General features: G+C 64.0%; 15 protein-coding genes and 2 tRNA genes. 14 read left to right on the top strand and 3 right to left on the bottom strand.

What is annotated here, in order from left to right; genetic code table 11:
- Positions 1–109: 109 nt before the first annotated feature.
- On the bottom strand, positions 110–1,513 hold the full coding sequence (locus JI749_RS16715; RefSeq protein ID WP_201656583.1) for an ABC transporter substrate-binding protein: 1,404 nt from the start codon (positions 1,511–1,513) through the stop codon (positions 110–112).
- Positions 1,514–1,904: 391 nt separating this feature from the next.
- Here JI749_RS16715 and JI749_RS16710 point away from each other — a divergent pair, with 391 nt between their 5' ends.
- Positions 1,905–2,963, top strand: coding sequence for an ABC transporter ATP-binding protein (locus JI749_RS16710; RefSeq protein WP_201656580.1), 1,059 nt, complete (start codon positions 1,905–1,907; stop codon positions 2,961–2,963).
- 116 nt (positions 2,964–3,079) lie between these two features.
- Here JI749_RS16710 and JI749_RS16705 read toward each other — a convergent pair.
- Positions 3,080–3,154: transfer RNA gene (locus JI749_RS16705), tRNA-Thr, on the bottom strand.
- Positions 3,155–3,267: 113 nt separating this feature from the next.
- Here JI749_RS16705 and JI749_RS16700 point away from each other — a divergent pair.
- The 13 genes from JI749_RS16700 (at position 3,268) to JI749_RS16640 (ending at position 14,500) form a co-directional block, all read left to right on the top strand.
- Positions 3,268–3,441, top strand: coding sequence for a hypothetical protein (locus tag JI749_RS16700; protein ID WP_201656577.1), 174 nt, complete (start codon positions 3,268–3,270; stop codon positions 3,439–3,441).
- Positions 3,442–3,588: 147 nt separating this feature from the next.
- Positions 3,589–4,881: a UDP-N-acetylglucosamine 1-carboxyvinyltransferase gene (gene murA, locus JI749_RS16695; RefSeq protein ID WP_201656574.1), complete on the top strand. Its 1,293-nt coding sequence runs from the start codon at positions 3,589–3,591 to the stop codon at positions 4,879–4,881.
- Positions 4,882–5,058: 177 nt separating this feature from the next.
- Positions 5,059–5,493, top strand: a complete 435-nt coding sequence (locus JI749_RS16690; RefSeq protein WP_201656571.1) for a DUF2948 family protein — start codon at positions 5,059–5,061, stop codon at positions 5,491–5,493.
- A 9-nt stretch (positions 5,494–5,502) separates the two neighbouring features.
- A complete protein-coding gene (hisD, locus tag JI749_RS16685; RefSeq protein ID WP_201656568.1) occupies positions 5,503–6,795 on the top strand; it encodes a histidinol dehydrogenase in 1,293 nt (430 codons plus the stop codon).
- An 8-nt stretch (positions 6,796–6,803) separates the two neighbouring features.
- Complete coding sequence (locus JI749_RS17585; RefSeq protein WP_201656565.1) at positions 6,804–7,763, top strand: UPF0262 family protein; 960 nt, start codon at positions 6,804–6,806, stop codon at positions 7,761–7,763.
- A gap of 75 nt (positions 7,764–7,838) precedes the next feature.
- Positions 7,839–8,057 carry a translation initiation factor IF-1 gene (gene infA / locus JI749_RS16675; protein ID WP_035082742.1) on the top strand — a complete coding sequence of 73 codons (219 nt, stop codon included), beginning with the start codon at positions 7,839–7,841 and terminating at the stop codon, positions 8,055–8,057.
- 11 nt (positions 8,058–8,068) lie between these two features.
- On the top strand, positions 8,069–8,707 hold the full coding sequence (locus JI749_RS16670) for a Maf-like protein (RefSeq protein ID WP_201656562.1): 639 nt from the start codon (positions 8,069–8,071) through the stop codon (positions 8,705–8,707).
- Positions 8,707–8,898: a DNA gyrase inhibitor YacG gene (gene yacG / locus JI749_RS16665; RefSeq protein WP_201656558.1), complete on the top strand. Its 192-nt coding sequence runs from the start codon at positions 8,707–8,709 to the stop codon at positions 8,896–8,898. Before JI749_RS16670 ends, yacG begins: the two co-directional genes overlap by 1 nt.
- A 364-nt stretch (positions 8,899–9,262) precedes the next feature.
- A tRNA-Phe gene (locus JI749_RS16660) sits at positions 9,263–9,338 on the top strand.
- 164 nt (positions 9,339–9,502) lie between these two features.
- Entirely contained in the window at positions 9,503–11,350 is a 1,848-nt protein-coding gene (locus JI749_RS16655) for a putative bifunctional diguanylate cyclase/phosphodiesterase (protein ID WP_201656555.1), read from the top strand.
- 160 nt (positions 11,351–11,510) lie between these two features.
- Positions 11,511–12,455: a Bug family tripartite tricarboxylate transporter substrate binding protein gene (locus JI749_RS16650; protein ID WP_201656552.1), complete on the top strand. Its 945-nt coding sequence runs from the start codon at positions 11,511–11,513 to the stop codon at positions 12,453–12,455.
- The gene (locus tag JI749_RS16645; RefSeq protein ID WP_201656549.1) at positions 12,452–12,937 is read left to right on the top strand and encodes a tripartite tricarboxylate transporter TctB family protein; all 486 of its coding nucleotides are present in this window, start codon (positions 12,452–12,454) and stop codon (positions 12,935–12,937) included. Before JI749_RS16650 ends, JI749_RS16645 begins: the two co-directional genes overlap by 4 nt.
- Positions 12,938–12,952: 15 nt before the next feature.
- Entirely contained in the window at positions 12,953–14,500 is a 1,548-nt protein-coding gene (locus JI749_RS16640) for a tripartite tricarboxylate transporter permease (protein ID WP_201656546.1), read from the top strand.
- 266 nt (positions 14,501–14,766) lie between these two features.
- Here the strand turns inward: JI749_RS16640 and JI749_RS16635 are convergent, their stop codons facing one another.
- Positions 14,767–14,934: a hypothetical protein gene (locus tag JI749_RS16635; RefSeq protein WP_201656543.1), complete on the bottom strand. Its 168-nt coding sequence runs from the start codon at positions 14,932–14,934 to the stop codon at positions 14,767–14,769.
- Position 14,935 lies beyond the last annotated feature (1 nt).

Below are 14,935 nucleotides of genomic sequence, written 5' to 3'. Positions count from 1 at the left end.
GTCGCAACCGATAAAGCCTAGCGCTGGCGCCTGAGGGCGGCGCCTGCAGGATCGACAAGAACCACGCGGCGCGGTGGTAAAGTCCACCGCGCCGCGCGCATTTCTTCGGCTACATGATGCCGCCTTCTTCGAAGATCTGGACGATCTTGTTGTGGGCGTCGGTCACAGCTTCCTGGGACGTCATGCGACCGGCAATCACATTGCCCATCGACTGTTCCAGGATGCCCTGGGCGCGGATCGCGTCGATCTGCGCAGCCGGCTGGGCCGGCCAGGACGGGCCGATGAACGGCTCGGCCACGCTGACCTGGTCCTTGATGATCGCGTAGTTGGGATCGGCCGAGATCAGTTCGTCGGTCCACAGGTTCTCGTAGGCCGGCATGAACAGGCCGCCGGCGATCGAGGACATCGGGGTGAAGTTGGCCGGGTCGAGCAGGTCAAGGGCCAGCTTCTTGGCGAGGTCCAGGTTTGGTGCGCCCTTGAAGATGGTCAGCCAGCCGCCGACCGCACCGCCGTCACGGCTGTCGCCGTTATTGGCATTGGGCTGACGCAGCAGGATGGTGTTCGGGAAGACCGGGTTGTTGTCGCGCTTGGACGCGGCATAAACCGAGAACGCATTGTGCGTGTAGCCGATGCTGCCTGCCAGCCAGGCTTCGTTGTTGGACGTGTCGCCCCAGCTTTCGACGCCGGGAGGCAGCATTGCGGCATACTTGCCGTTGCGGTCATAGGTCTCGCGCACGAACTCGTACGCGGCAACGGTCTCGGGCGAGTCGAACTCGACCTTGGTGCCGCTTTCATCGGTGAAGTGGCCGCCAAAGGCGTTGAGGATGCCCGATGCCACGCCCCAGCCGTCGCCGCCCTGGTTGACCGTGAGACCCCAACCCCAGAACTCGTTGTCCGGGTCCGAAATGGCGAGCGCTGCTTCGCGGCGCTTTTCCCAGGTGTCCAGCGTTGCCGGATCGATGCCCTTTTCCTTGAGCTTGTCGCCACGGAAGAACGTGCCGGTGGTGTTGGCGATAAACGGAATGGCCATCCACTTGCCGTCGATCTTGCCGATCTTTTCGGCGTTGATGCCCTGCATCACGTTGCCATACTTGCTGATGGCTTCCTCGACCACGTCATTGACGTCCTCGAGCAGGCCCAGCAGGTGCATCTGCGGCACCGAAACGTTGCTGGTATAGGCCAGGTCGGGCGGGTTACCCGCCTTCACGGCGGCCGTCATCTTGCCCAGGAAGTCGCCAAACGATTCCGGGTTGGTCGTCGAAATGTCGAGCTCGACATTGTTGGCCTTGGCAAACTCGGCGACCGTATCGCGGAACAGGTTCTGCGCCGCCTCGAAATATTCGGTACGGTGAATGACCGTCAGCTTGCCGGCAGCGCCCTGCGGCAGATCCAGTTCTGGGGCGGGGGCGTCCTGGCCGAATACCGGCAGGCCATTGCCGGCGGCCCACAGGCCGATGCCGGCGGCTCCACCGGTCCTCAATACGTCACGGCGAGTGAACTTCTTCGACGTCATGCTTCCGTCTCCTCCTGTTGAAACATGGCTGAGCCATCGCGACGCCGCAGCGCGGCATTCAACTCTTCGCAATGCGCTTCATCCTCCGGTGCCGGGGCCCTCCCGCCCCATCACACGCATCGCACCACGGGGTCTTTTGTCCCATCATTGGCAGCGAATACCCCAAGGATTAGGGGAAGAACGATCGCAGAGTCAACCTTTTGTCCCACAAAAGACTTGATGAGGCCGGACCATCCCTTTAGACACGATGTTGGGCACGAATGGTCTGCGCGGCTGCCGGGGAGGGCGGCGCACGGATGAACCAAGTCGTGCCGGGTGTTTTTTCGCCCCATCGGACAATCGCCAAACAGGCGGGCCGGGGGGCTTCGACCATCATCTGGGAGGACTTTGGATGGGTGCCGTAACGATCAGGGATGTTCGAAAGAACTATGGCAGCGTGGAAGTGCTGCACGGCGTCTCGATTGACATTGCCGATGGCGAATTTGTCATCCTGGTCGGACCGTCAGGCTGTGGAAAATCCACGCTGCTGCGGATGATCGCCGGGCTCGAGGACATCACCGGCGGCGAAATCGAGATCGCTGGCGTCGTGGTCAACGACCTGGCCCCCAAGGACCGAGACATCGCCATGGTGTTCCAGTCCTATGCCCTCTATCCACATATGACGGTCGAGGAGAACATGGCCTTCTCGCTGCGCCTCGCCCGCGTCCCCAAGGACGAGATCAAGCGCCGCGTGGCCAATGCCGCGGTTATCCTCGGTCTTGAAACCTATCTCGAGCGCTATCCGCGCCACCTCTCGGGGGGCCAGCGCCAGCGCGTTGCCATGGGCCGCGCCATCGTGCGCAACCCCACCGTCTTCCTGTTCGACGAACCCCTGTCCAACCTCGATGCCAAGCTGCGCGTGCAGATGCGCAGCGAGATCAAGCTAAACCACCAGCGCCTCAAGACCACCACGGTCTACGTGACGCATGACCAGATCGAAGCCATGACCATGGCAGACCGGATCGTCGTGATGCACTCGGGCAATATCGAGCAGATCGGCACTCCGCTCGAACTCTACGATCGGCCCGCAAACCTGTTCGTCGCCGGTTTCATTGGCTCGCCTGCCATGAACATCGTCAGCGGCTCGATCGCCGGCTCGTCCTTCCGTTTTGCCGATGGCACCAGCATCCAGTTGGGTAGCCTGCCGGCCGGGGTCGTCGATGGCCCCATCACATTGGGCGTGCGTCCCGAGCATCTGCGGCTCGATCCGGCCGGCGCCAAGGCCGAAGTCGTCGTCATCGAGCCGACCGGCTCGGAAACCCAGGTGACGCTGAACCTGGGCGGCCACGACATTGTGGGTGTGTTCCGCGAGCGCGTCAGTGCCGCTCCCGGCGAGTCCATCGGCATCGCCTTCGAAACCAGCCTGCTCCATCTGTTCGACGCGGAGACCGGCAAGCGCATCCTGCGCTGAGCGCATTGCATGCCTGCCTGGGCCCCGTCAGCGCACGCTGGCGGGGTCCGCTTTTGCGCGGACTGTATCAGCCAGTGCACTGGCCTGTTTCCGAAACCGCCGATCGTTGGGAAAAATGGTGCTGCCGGACAGGATTGAACTGTCGGCCTCCCCCTTACCAAGGGGGTGCTCTACCACTGAGCTACGGCAGCATGTCATGGGCGCGGCTGGTGCCCGGCGCGACGGGGGCTCCTTTGCCATAGGCCAAACCTCGACGCAAGGCTAAAAAGCGCCTATCAACCGCCTGAGGCTCCAACGCGATTCAATGGCCGAGATGAGCAAATCCGAACAGGCCGCCTTGCGCGAGCAAAGATTGGCCGCAAAGCTGCGAGAGAACCTCAAGCGCCGGAAGGGACAGGCCAAGGCACGCGCCGATTCGGAGCGACAGGCGCCTGACCCGCACGGGCAACCCGAAACCGATACGGTCAATAAACCGTAAACCAGTTTCGGGCGACTATCAGACTATTGGCAGGCGTCGTGCCTGCCTTCATCGAGAACGGCGAGTCTGGCTTACGTGGCAACTAGGACTTGGCCTACCTCCAATCCAGGTAGCAGGGCTGTCACGCCCGCCATATAGGACAAGACTATGGACCGTATCCGTTTGATCGGTGGCAACGAACTCAATGGCGAAATCCCGATTTCGGGCGCCAAGAATGCAGCCTTGCCGCTGATGATTGCCTCCCTCCTGACCGATAAGCCGCTGGTGCTGCAGAACGTGCCGCGCCTCGCCGATGTCAAACAGCTCGAACGCATCCTCGAAAACCACGGTGTCGATATCGCAGTGCATGGCCGCCGCCGCGGCGAGGAAGAGGGCGTGGGTCAGCGCATGACATTCCATGCCGCCGATATCGTGGACACCACCGCGCCCTATGAACTCGTGTCCAAGATGCGCGCCAGTTTCTGGGTTATCGGCCCCTTGCTCGCCCGCTGCCACGAGGCGCGCGTCTCCCTGCCGGGCGGCTGCGCGATCGGCACCAGGCCCGTCGATCTTTTCCTCTATGGCCTCAAGGAACTTGGCGCCGAGATCGATATCGACGAGGGCTATGTTGTCGCAAAGGCGCCAAAGGGTGGCCTCGTGGGTGCCCGCATCGCCTTTCCCAAGGTCTCGGTCGGTGCGACCCACACAATCCTGATGGCCGCGACCCTCGCCAAGGGTACGACCGTCATCGAGAATGCCGCCCAGGAGCCTGAAATCACCAATGTGGCCGAGTGCCTGGTTGCCATGGGGGCGAAGATCTCCGGCATCGGCACCCGCACCATCACGGTCGAGGGCGTAGAAAAACTGCATGGCGCCACTGTCGACGTGATCCCGGATCGCATCGAGACCGGCACCTTTGCCATGGCCGCAGCCATGACTGGGGGAAATGTCTTGCTGAGGGGCGCGCGCCCCGAGCATCTGCAGGCAGCGCTCGATGTCCTGGGCCGTACGGGTGTCGAGTTGACGGCGGAGCCAGGTGGTCTTCGCGTCTATCGCAACGGCAATGGCATCCAGCCGGTCGATGTGGAAACCGATCCATTCCCCGGCTTTCCTACCGATCTCCAGGCCCAGTTCATGGCGCTGATGACCATGGCCAACGGCACCAGCCAGATCCGCGAGACCATCTTCGAGAACCGCTACATGCATGTCGCCGAGCTCGCCCGCTTCGGCGCCGATATCTCGGTCGACGGCCAGGTCGCTACCGTCACCGGCAAGCCTCAGCTCAAGGGCGCCCAGGTGATGGCAACCGACCTGCGGGCTTCGGTGTCGCTGGTCATCGCCGGCCTTGCCGCCAAGGGCGAGACGGTGGTCAACCGCATCTACCATCTCGACCGCGGCTTCGAACGCCTCGAAGACAAGCTCAGCCGCTGCGGCGCGGAAATCGAGCGCGTCGCGGGCTAGCGCCCTTCTGCTCTCCCTTCTCCCTCCGAGGAGGGAGAGCACGGCCTGGCGGCATCGTGGCGGGCGATACGCCTGCCCCTTTTCTCCGTGCTTGCATTGCTCCATGGGCTGCAAGCTTGTAGATCGGGGTTGGGGTGACCAGATACGGCTCATTCCAGTCCCAAGGGCCGACCAGCTATGACCGACCTGAAACTTCTCGCGCTTGATACCGAAGACCTCGAAGTCATTTCCGCCCATGTGCAGGATGCCGTCGTTCGCGTTGCCGACATGGGCTATGCCCGCGGTGATCGACGCTTCGCCCTGCTCATGAATCGCTTCGATTGGACCTCGATCAACGGCCGTCGCGACAAGGGCCTACGCAAGCGCGCCGCGCTGCATTTCGATGCCGTACAGTCGGTCGCCACCAATGGCTTCGATCCGGCCGCGCCAGAAGGCGTGCTCGAACTGCTCGCCATCACCTTCCAGCCCATCGATGGCCCGGCCGGCATCATCGAACTCAGTTTCGCCGGCGGCGGCACGGTGCGCCTCGGCGTCGAATGCCTCGAGGCCCGCTTGTCCGACCTTGGGGCAGCCTGGGCTGCAACCGCCAAGCCCGCCCACGCACTGGACTAAGGACGCCTTATGGTTCTTCGCCTCGATAGCGCCGACCGTGATTTCGAGTCCCGCTTCCGGCAATTGCTGGAAGGCAAACGCGAGTCGAGCCAGGACGTCAGCGATACCGTCGCTGGCATCATTGCCGATATCCGGACGCGCGGCGATGACGCCTTGGTGGAACTAACCAACCGGTTCGATCGCACCCGGTACGGCGCTGCGGACCTGCGAATCCCGCAGGACGAGATCGACAAGGCCGCTGCCCGGGTCAGTGATGAGGTTCGCGCCGCCCTCCAGACCGCCCATGATCGCATCCGGGCCCACCACGAAAAACAGAAGCCGACCGACCACATCTATACCGATCCGCTCGGCGTTACCCTCGGCACCCGCTGGACGCCGGTCGACGCCGTCGGCATCTACGTGCCCGGGGGCCTCGCCACCTATCCCTCCTCGGTGCTGATGAATGCCGTTCCGGCCAAGGTCGCCGGTGTCGGGCGCATCGCCATGGTGGTTCCGACCCCGGGCGGCCAGATTGCCGCGCCGATCCTGCTTGCGGCGAAGATCGCCGGGGTGACCGAAATCTATCGCGTCGGCGGCGCGCAGGCCGTGGCCGCTTTGGCCTATGGCACGGCGACCATCGCACCCGTCGACAAGATCGTCGGCCCCGGCAACGCCTATGTGGCAACGGCCAAGCGCCAGGTGTTTGGCCAGGTCGGCATCGACATGATTGCCGGGCCTTCCGAAGTGCTGGTCATCGCCGATGGCTCGGCCAATTCGGCATGGGTCGCGGCGGATCTGATCGCACAGGCCGAGCACGGGGCAGGGGCCCGCTCCATCCTCGTTACCACCGAAAAGGGCCTGGCCGACTCGGTTGCTGCGGAGGTCGATCGCCAGATCGACCTGCTGCCCAATCCGGCCAATGCCCGCGAAGGCTGGCACGACTACAGCGCCGTCATATCAGTTGCATCGCTCGACGAAGCCGTGGTCCTCGCCAACCGCATCGCCTCCGAGCATATCGAACTGGCGCTCGACGATCCGCAGTCTATCCTCCCCTCCATTCGGCACGCCGGCGCGATCTTCCTCGGCCATCACACGCCCGAGGCAATTGGCGATTATGTCGGCGGCTCCAACCACGTCCTGCCAACGGCCGGGACCGCCCGCTTCGCCTCCGGCCTTGGCGTGCTGGACTTCATGAAGCGCACGTCGATCCTCGGCTGCGATCCCATGACCCTCTCGGCACTCAGCCAGGCTGCGGTCACGCTGGCCGAAGTCGAGGGGCTCGATGGTCACGGGCGCTCCGTTTCCATCAGGCTCAACCGTTGAGCATTTCGATGCAGCCTCCGGCCCGACCCGCTGAAACGGATCGCCTGGTGACCGTGACGCTCGACCCCAACACCATCACCTCGATCAATCCTGACGAGGTACATGAATGGCGGATCGCCATCTATGATCTGTTGGAAGACAACTGCTTCCGCCCCGCCAGGGTAACCGCGACGGGTCCCTTTGCGCTGCACATGTCCATTGTCGGCAACTTTATCGTCCTCGACGTGCGCCACCCCGAGACCTTCCAGCCGATTGCTGCCCACTATCTGTCGCTGACGCCCTTCCGCCGGCTGATCCGCGATTACTTCCGCATTCGCGACGCCTATTACGAGGCCATCCGCTCGGCCCAGCCGTTCCAGATCGAAACCGTCGACATGGCCCGCCGCGGCATGCACAACGAGGCGGCCGAACTGCTGCGAACCCGTCTCGACAACAAGCTGGTCATCGATCTTAACACCGCGCGGCGTTTGTTCACCCTCATTTGCGCCGTTCAGCCCTATGCGTCGCGGATCGACGAGGCGACCAGCGAACTGCCTTCGGTGCTCTTTGTCTGTTCGATGAACTCGGTGCGCTCACCCATTGCCGCGGCCCTCGCCCGCCAGGCCTTTCCGGGCCGGATCATCGCCCGCTCGGTTGGCGTCAATGGCGGCAAGGCCGATCAGTTCGTCCATGCGGTGATGGAAGAGATCGGCATTGATATGAGCGTCCACACGCCCCATATCCTGGACGAGCTGGTCGCCAACCGTTTCGACCTGGTGATTACCCTGTCCGACGACGCAACCGAAGCCGTGACCCGCAAGGGCCTGGAGGCCGGGGCCGTGGAGCACTGGACTACCGCCGACCCCTCCTTGGCCGAGGGCAGTCGCGAGGTGGTCCTCGGCGCCTACAGGGAACTGCGGGACAGCCTCAGGAAGCGGGTGCGCAACCGGCTCGAGCCATTGGTTTCCGGTGGTTCACAAATCCATTGAATTGAAGTAGGTAAAGGCCTCTTTCCGACCCGTGGCCGGCAAGCAATGCCCCTATGGGTCTTTTCAGGAGACAGTATGGCGAAGGAAGAAGTGCTCGAATTTCCGGGCGTGGTGACCGAATTGCTCCCCAATGCGACGTTCCGCGTCAAGTTGGAGAACGAGCATGAGATCATCGCCCACACCGCTGGCCGCATGCGCAAGAACCGCATCCGCGTCCTGGCCGGCGACAAGGTCCTGTGCGAAATGACGCCCTACGACCTGACCAAGGGCCGTATCACCTACCGCTTCAAGTGAGCTAGCGCCGCATGGCCAGTCGTCCCGACCTGATCCTGGCCTCCGCCTCGCCGCGCCGGCTTGCGCTGCTCAATCAGATCGGCATCGAGCCCGAGCACCTGGTGCCGGCCCATGTCGACGAAACGCCCGAAAAGGGCGAGCTCCCGCGCAAGCTTGCCATCCGCCTGGCCGACCTCAAGGCATTGACCGCCCAGCACAAGGCTCGTTCGGCCGGCTTCGGCCAGGGCGCCCTGGTGCTTGCCGCCGATACGGTCGTGGCTGTCGGCCGCCGCGTGCTGCCCAAGGCCGAGACCATGGAAGAGGCCACCGAGTGCCTTCGCCTGCTCTCCGGCCGCGCCCATCGCGTTTATACCGCTCTCACCGTCCTCACCCCGTCCGGCCAGAAGCGCCAGCGACTGGTCGAAACCCGCCTCCGCTTCAAGCGCCTCTCCACCCGCGAGATGGAAGCCTACCTCGCGTCAGCGGAATGGCGCGACAAGGCTGGCGGCTATGCCATCCAGGGCATTGCCGGCGCTTTCGTGGTCAAGCTTTCGGGCTCCTATACTGCCGTGGTCGGCCTGCCCTTGCTGGAAACCGCCCAACTCCTCGCCGGCGAGGGCTATCCCGTCCACTTCAACTGGCTCAACCAGTCAACCCTCTCGGGCGTCTGATGCCCGCCGCCAAGACGTGCCCGATCTGCGGCAAGCCCTCGGTCGAGGCCTTCAAGCCCTTCTGCTCCAAGCGCTGTGCCGACGTTGACCTCAACCGCTGGCTGTCAGGCACCTACGTCATCCCCGCCAAGGAGGACGAGCCGGCAGCCCACGAAAACACGCCCGTTTCGGGCGACGACGACGAGTTCTAGCACGCATCGTCCAGCGACCTCATGCTGGTCCAGCGAACCCGGGGTAGAGCCCACGCGGGCATGACTGCCTCTCCGTGAGCCCTTAATTGAGCCTAATGCCTGCAATGCCAAGCCGCTTCGCAACCGCTCCCTCTGGGCCACAGACCGGCCCGCAGCACCGGGTGAAGGGCCTTACAGCTTGCCACGATCACGCCGGGGGAAAGCCACGGCGGAGACCTTCCACTGCAAGCTGCACCCACACCGGAGTGTGACATCACCACGATCCCGCAAACTCCTTTCCACAAACCCTTTTCCCGCTTGCACCCTCAAAACCCATCCCCTATAAGGCCCGTGGCTTTGAACCGGGCGGTCCTTCCGCCCCGTTGCCCGGGTAGCTCAGTTGGTAGAGCAGCGGATTGAAAATCCGCGTGTCACTGGTTCGATTCCGGTCCCGGGCACCATTTTTTCAGGCAATCCGAACGTATCTTGCGCTGGGCGCCCCTCCCGCCTCGCCACCATCACATCCCTAACGATCCCCTTCGGCGTGCGCCGCAAGGCGATCTATCTTTGGAACTGCCGTTTCATTCTGCCCGACTATTCTGGCCGGCGGGATCGAGGGCGGATGATGAATACCGATAGTGCGCTGCTGCGGCTGCAGACTGAGATACTCGAAACAATTGCCTGCGGCGAACCGCTCGTGGCCGTCGCCGACCTGCTTTGTCGGCGGGCAGAGTTGCTGGCGCCCGCGGCAATCTGCTCGATCCTGACGGTCGATGCCGATGGCCGCCTCCATCCCCTGGCCGCGCCAAGCCTGCCACTGGCCTATTCCAGCGCCATCGATGGTTTGATTGCCGGCCCCAGCGCCGGCTCCTGCGGGACGGCGGCTTTCCACAATGCCCCGGTGGTGGTCACCGATATTGCCAGTGACCCGCTCTGGGCCGACTATCGCGACCTGGTTGGGCCGCTGGGCCTGCGCGCCTGCTGGTCAACGCCCATTTGCGATCGCGACGGCCGCGTCGTTGGCACCTTCGCCTTCTACTATGACACCAGCCGCGGTCCGGACGACCTCGAGCGCAACATTGTGGAAACCTGCGTCCGGCTCTGCGCCATCGCCATCGACCATGAACAAGTGCGCCAGCGCAGTTATCGTCTGGCCTATTTCGATGCGCTGACCGGCCTGCCCAATCGCGGCCACTTCAATGAAATCCTGAGCCGGTCGATTACCGAGGGCGAGTCCTTCGGCCTGCTGCTGGTCGATATCGACCACCTCAAGCTGGTCAATGATACGGTCGGGCATATCTTCGGCGACATGCTGATCCGCACCGTCGCCGAACGCATTGCCAATTGCCATCCCTCGCTCACGGCGTGCCGGCTGGGCGGCGACGAGTTTGCTGTCCTGGTTGCCGATTGCGAAACCCATGCCGGCCTCGAGGAAGCGGCGACCCGCATGCTGGCCTCGGTGCGCGGTCTCATCCAGGCCGGCGACCAGACCATTGATCCCCATGTTACCGTCGGCGGCGCCCTGTTCGGACCCGATGGCCTCGATGGCGCTTCGCTAAGCCAGAATGCCGATTTTGCCCTTTATCATGCCAAGGACATCCGGCGCGGCGGCTATGTGCGCTTCACGCCCGGCCTTCGCACCTCGATGGTCGAACGCGCCAAGATGGTGCGGGCGGTCGACCAGGCATTGGCCGAAAGACGGGTGCTCGCGCATTACCAGCCGATCGTCCAGCTCGGCACCGCCGAAGTGGTCGGCGTCGAAGCCCTGGCACGCATGCGCATGCCCGACGGCCGCATCGCGTCGGCCGGCGAGTTTCACGCCGCCCTTGCCGATCCGCGCATCGCCTGGCAGCTGACCGGACAGATGCTCAACCAGATCGCCCGCGATATCCGCCACTGGCTCGACCTGGGTCTTGATTTCCAGCATGTCGGCATCAATGTGACGACCGGCGACTTCCTGCGTGGCGATCTCGAACGCCGTATCGTGGAGACCTTCGAGCGCGAAGGCGTTCCGCTCAAGCATGTCGTGCTCGAGGTCAACGAGTCCGTCTATATGGGCGGCAATGACCAGATGGTGCCCAAGGCGGTGAAGGCGTTGCGCGAACGCGGCCTGCTTGTCGCCCTCGATGATTTCGGCACTGGCTTTGCCTCGCTCACCCACCTGCTGACCTTTCCGGTCGATGTGATCAAGATCGACCGCTCCTTTGTTTCCCGTCTGGGCAATGACGCGGCCTGCGATGTCGTGGCCGGGGCAATCATCGACATTGCCCGCAAGCTCGATATGCGTCTGGTTGCCGAAGGTATCGAGACCCCCGAACAGGCCCGCATCCTGTCCCAGCTCGGCTGCACCATGGGGCAGGGCTACCTCTATTCCCGTCCCTGCTCGATGGAGGACGCGACGCGCTTGCTCAAGCTGTTCGCCCAGAAGCCTGCCATTACCCAGGGCGATGAGGACGCGCGCCGCACGGCCTGAGTTGCAATCCCCGCGTCAGTGGCGCAAGCTGCCCCCAGCTATCCAGATGAACCAAAGTCGCATGGCGTAGGCGCCGCGCTGACAGGACGGTGACAGGGACGCAGCCTATTCTCCCTCGTCACGAACGCAACGACGTTCCGGATATGATATGGGAGGACTTATGAACAAGCTGCTCTTGGCCGCGCTGGTTTCTGGCGCAATGGCTGTTCCCGCTTTCGCCGCCGACTACACCATCATGGCCCCCGCTGCCCCCGGCGGCGGTTGGGACCAGACCGCCCGCTCCATGCAGGAGGCCATGCAGGCCGAAGGCATTTCGGGCAATGTGCAGGTGACCAATGTTCCCGGTGCCGGCGGCACGATCGGCTTGGCCCAGTTCGTCAACCAGTCGACCGGCAACCCCAATGCCCTGATCGTCGGTGGCTATGTGATGGTCGGCGCCATCCTCACCAACGCCTCGCCCGTCTCGCTCGCCAATGTCACGCCCATCGCGCGGCTCACCGGCGAGTCGGACGTGATCGTGGTTCCCGCTGCCTCCGAGCTCAAGACCGTCGATGACCTGATCGCCAAGCTCAAGGCCAATCCCGGCTCCGTCTCCTGGGCCGGCGGCTCGGCCGGCGGCGTCGACCACATCGCGGCTGGCCTCTTCGCCAAGACCGTTGGCGTCGATCCCACCACGGTCAACTACATCGCCTTCTCCGGCGGTGGCGAAGCCCTCGCGGCGGTGCTTGGTGGCCAGGTCACCGTGGGTATTTCGGGTCTGGGCGAATTCGCCGCCCAGATCGAATCGGGTGACCTGCGGGCCCTGGCCTCGACCGGTGCCGCCCGTCTCGAAGGCTCGGAAATCCCCACACTGAAGGAAGCTGGCGTCGATCTCGTCGTTGAAAACTGGCGCATGGTTGCTGCCGCCCCCGAGATCACCGAGGAGCAGAAGGCTGCCATCAATGCCGACATCGAAAAGATGGTGACCTCGGCGACCTGGAAGCAGACGCTTGAAACCAAAGGCTGGCAGGACATGTATCTCGCCGGTGCCGATTTCGACGCCCAGCTCGCTTCCGATATCGAGGCGACATCGGGCATCCTGAAAGACATTGGCCTCGTCCAATGAGTTCAGGCGAACCCAACCTCTCGCGCCGCCCCGACGGGGCGGCGCTTGTCATCGCGCTTGCGTTGGCGGCGATTGCCGCAGTGATTATCTGGCAGACCGCGCAGATGCGCTTGCCGCCCGTTCAGGCCAAGGTCGGCCCGCAGGTGTTCCCCTATGTCATAGCGGGCGGCCTGATCCTGCTCTCCATCGGAACCGTCATCTCGGCCCTGCGCGGTAGCTTTCCGCCCCGCGAGAAGGACAATTACGGCCCGATGCTGTGGATCATCGGCGGGCTGGTTGGCCAGATGCTGCTTCTCGGCTGGGCGGGTTTCTCCATCGCCACCGCCGTGCTGTTCGCTTTCACCGCCAAGGGCTTCGGCCGCGGGCCGCTGTGGCAGACCATCCCGATCGGTTTCGTGCTGGCCTTTGTCATCTGGTTCATCTTCTCGCGCGGGCTGCAGCTTTCCCTGCCAACGGGCCCCATCGAGCGCCTCATCCCTTGAGCGAAAGACGCTGACATGGATACTTTCGGTCTGCTTGCCAATGGCCTCGTGGCCGCGATGCAATGGCAGAATCTGCTCTACGCTTTGCTCGGCGTGACCCTGGGCACGGCCGTTGGCGTGCTGCCTGGCATCGGTCCGGCCCTGACCGTGGCGCTGCTGCTGCCCGTCACCTACCGTCTCGATCCGACGGGCTCGCTCATCATGTTCGCCGGCATCTACTATGGCGGCATGTATGGCGGCTCGACCACCTCCATCCTGCTCAATACGCCCGGCGAATCCGCTTCGATCGTCACTGCGCTCGAGGGCAACAAGATGGCCCGCAAGGGCAGGGGCGGCCCGGCGCTTGCGACGGCGGCCATCGGCTCTTTTGTCGCCGGACTCATCGCCACGGTGGCCCTGGCTTTCCTTGCGCCCTGGGTGGTCAAGGTCGCCTTGTCCTTCGGACCGGCCGACTATTTTGCTTTGATGGTGCTGGCCTTTATCACCGTGTCGGCTGCCTTCGGTGACAGCGCGCTGCGCGGCATCACCGCACTGTTCATCGGTCTGGGCCTGGGCTGCATCGGCATCGACCTGCAGACCGGCCAGGCGCGCCTCGCCTTTGGTATTCCCGACCTCCTCGACGGCATCGAAGTGACCACTCTTGCGGTTGCTCTCTTCGCTATCGGCGAGACCCTTGCCATCGCCGCCTCTCCAAGCCAGATCAAGGAAGAGGTTCTGGCGGTCAAGGGCTCGGTGTGGATGACGCTGCAGGATTGGAAGCGATCCTGGGCCGCCTGGCTGCGAGGCACCGTCATCGGCTTTCCTATCGGCGCCATGCCCGCCGGCGGCGCTGAAATCGGCACCTTCTTCTCCTATGCCGCCGAGCGTCGCCTCTCCAAGCATCCCGAGGAGTTCGGCCAGGGCGCCATCGAGGGCGTGGCCGGCCCAGAGGCGGCCAACAATGCCTCGGCGGCGGGTACCCTGGTACCCCTGCTGACGCTGGGCCTGCCCACCTCCGCAACTGCGGCCATCATGCTGGCCGGCTTCCAGCAGTTCGGCCTGCAACCGGGCCCGCTGCTCTTCGAGAACAATGCGCCGCTCGTCTGGTCTTTGATTGCCAGCCTGCTCGTGGCCAATTTCATGCTGCTGGTGCTCAACCTGCCGCTGATCGGCCTCTGGGTGAAGCTGCTGACCATCCCGCGGCCCTGGCTATATGCCGGCATCCTGACCTTCGCGACGCTGGGCACGCTGGGTGCCAACGGCGCCATGTCCGGCCGCCTGGGTCCGATCCCGTTCTCGTTTGAACTGCTGATCCTGCTGGCTTTCGGCATTCTTGGCTATGGCCTGCGCCGCTTCGGCTATCCGATCGCCCCTGTCGTCATCGGCCTGATCCTGGGGCCGCTGGCCGAGCAGCAGCTGCGCCGGGCACTCGCAATCAGCCAGGGCGATCCGGTGGCGCTGGTGCATTCGCCCATCGCCGTCACGCTTTACGTGATTGCCGCCGCCGCTTTGCTCATCCCCCTCTACCTGCGCATGCGGGGAAAGGGCGCCGTGCTCCAGCAGATGGCCGCCGACGAGGATTGATTTGGATCGGGGACAAGCCTGCCCCATCCACCGATCGTCACCCTCGGGCTTGACCCGAGGGCTCTTCACTTGCTGCACGTTGGGTAAGTGCAACGCCCTCGGGTCGGGCCCGAGGGTGACGGCCGGTGGGCCGGCCCCTATCTCCCCGTAGCCAGACAACGCAAAAGCCCGGACGCCCATTCAAGGGCATCCGGGCTTTCTCACGTCAGATCAGCCGCTCGGCGCAGGTCGCTCCAGGGAGGGAAAGCGCCCCGCGCCAGGGAGACTTAGAGCTTGCCGATCGAACGGAAAGCGTCGGCGTCGATACCGAGGGACTTGAGGTGCTTGGCCTTGGGGGCACGACCACCCTCGACCGCGTTCGAAACGGCAGCAGCGCTGCCGAACACTTCGACGAAGGTGCCAAGGGTCGCAAAGAACTTGCGGGTGGTGCTCATA

It is taken from the genome of Devosia oryziradicis (genome assembly GCF_016698645.1).
Classification (GTDB): Bacteria; Pseudomonadota; Alphaproteobacteria; order Rhizobiales; family Devosiaceae; genus Devosia; species Devosia oryziradicis.
The sequence above is the reverse complement of the archived record's forward strand: the minus strand, read 5'-3'. Positions and strand labels throughout refer to the sequence as shown.

Coding starts and splice junctions, on each gene's coding strand:
- JI749_RS16645 (WP_201656549.1), top strand. CDS start 12,452: ATGAGTTCAGGCGAACCCAACCTCTCGCGCCGCCCCGACGGGGCGGCG.
- yacG (WP_201656558.1), top strand. CDS start 8,707: ATGCCCGCCGCCAAGACGTGCCCGATCTGCGGCAAGCCCTCGGTCGAG.
- JI749_RS16710 (WP_201656580.1), top strand. CDS start 1,905: ATGGGTGCCGTAACGATCAGGGATGTTCGAAAGAACTATGGCAGCGTG.
- JI749_RS16715 (WP_201656583.1), bottom strand. CDS start 1,513: ATGACGTCGAAGAAGTTCACTCGCCGTGACGTATTGAGGACCGGTGGA.
- infA (WP_035082742.1), top strand. CDS start 7,839: ATGGCGAAGGAAGAAGTGCTCGAATTTCCGGGCGTGGTGACCGAATTG.
- JI749_RS16700 (WP_201656577.1), top strand. CDS start 3,268: ATGGCCGAGATGAGCAAATCCGAACAGGCCGCCTTGCGCGAGCAAAGA.
- JI749_RS16655 (WP_201656555.1), top strand. CDS start 9,503: ATGAATACCGATAGTGCGCTGCTGCGGCTGCAGACTGAGATACTCGAA.
- murA (WP_201656574.1), top strand. CDS start 3,589: ATGGACCGTATCCGTTTGATCGGTGGCAACGAACTCAATGGCGAAATC.
- JI749_RS16635 (WP_201656543.1), bottom strand. CDS start 14,934: ATGAGCACCACCCGCAAGTTCTTTGCGACCCTTGGCACCTTCGTCGAA.
- JI749_RS16650 (WP_201656552.1), top strand. CDS start 11,511: ATGAACAAGCTGCTCTTGGCCGCGCTGGTTTCTGGCGCAATGGCTGTT.
- JI749_RS17585 (WP_201656565.1), top strand. CDS start 6,804: ATGCAGCCTCCGGCCCGACCCGCTGAAACGGATCGCCTGGTGACCGTG.
- JI749_RS16670 (WP_201656562.1), top strand. CDS start 8,069: ATGGCCAGTCGTCCCGACCTGATCCTGGCCTCCGCCTCGCCGCGCCGG.
- hisD (WP_201656568.1), top strand. CDS start 5,503: ATGGTTCTTCGCCTCGATAGCGCCGACCGTGATTTCGAGTCCCGCTTC.
- JI749_RS16690 (WP_201656571.1), top strand. CDS start 5,059: ATGACCGACCTGAAACTTCTCGCGCTTGATACCGAAGACCTCGAAGTC.
- JI749_RS16640 (WP_201656546.1), top strand. CDS start 12,953: ATGGATACTTTCGGTCTGCTTGCCAATGGCCTCGTGGCCGCGATGCAA.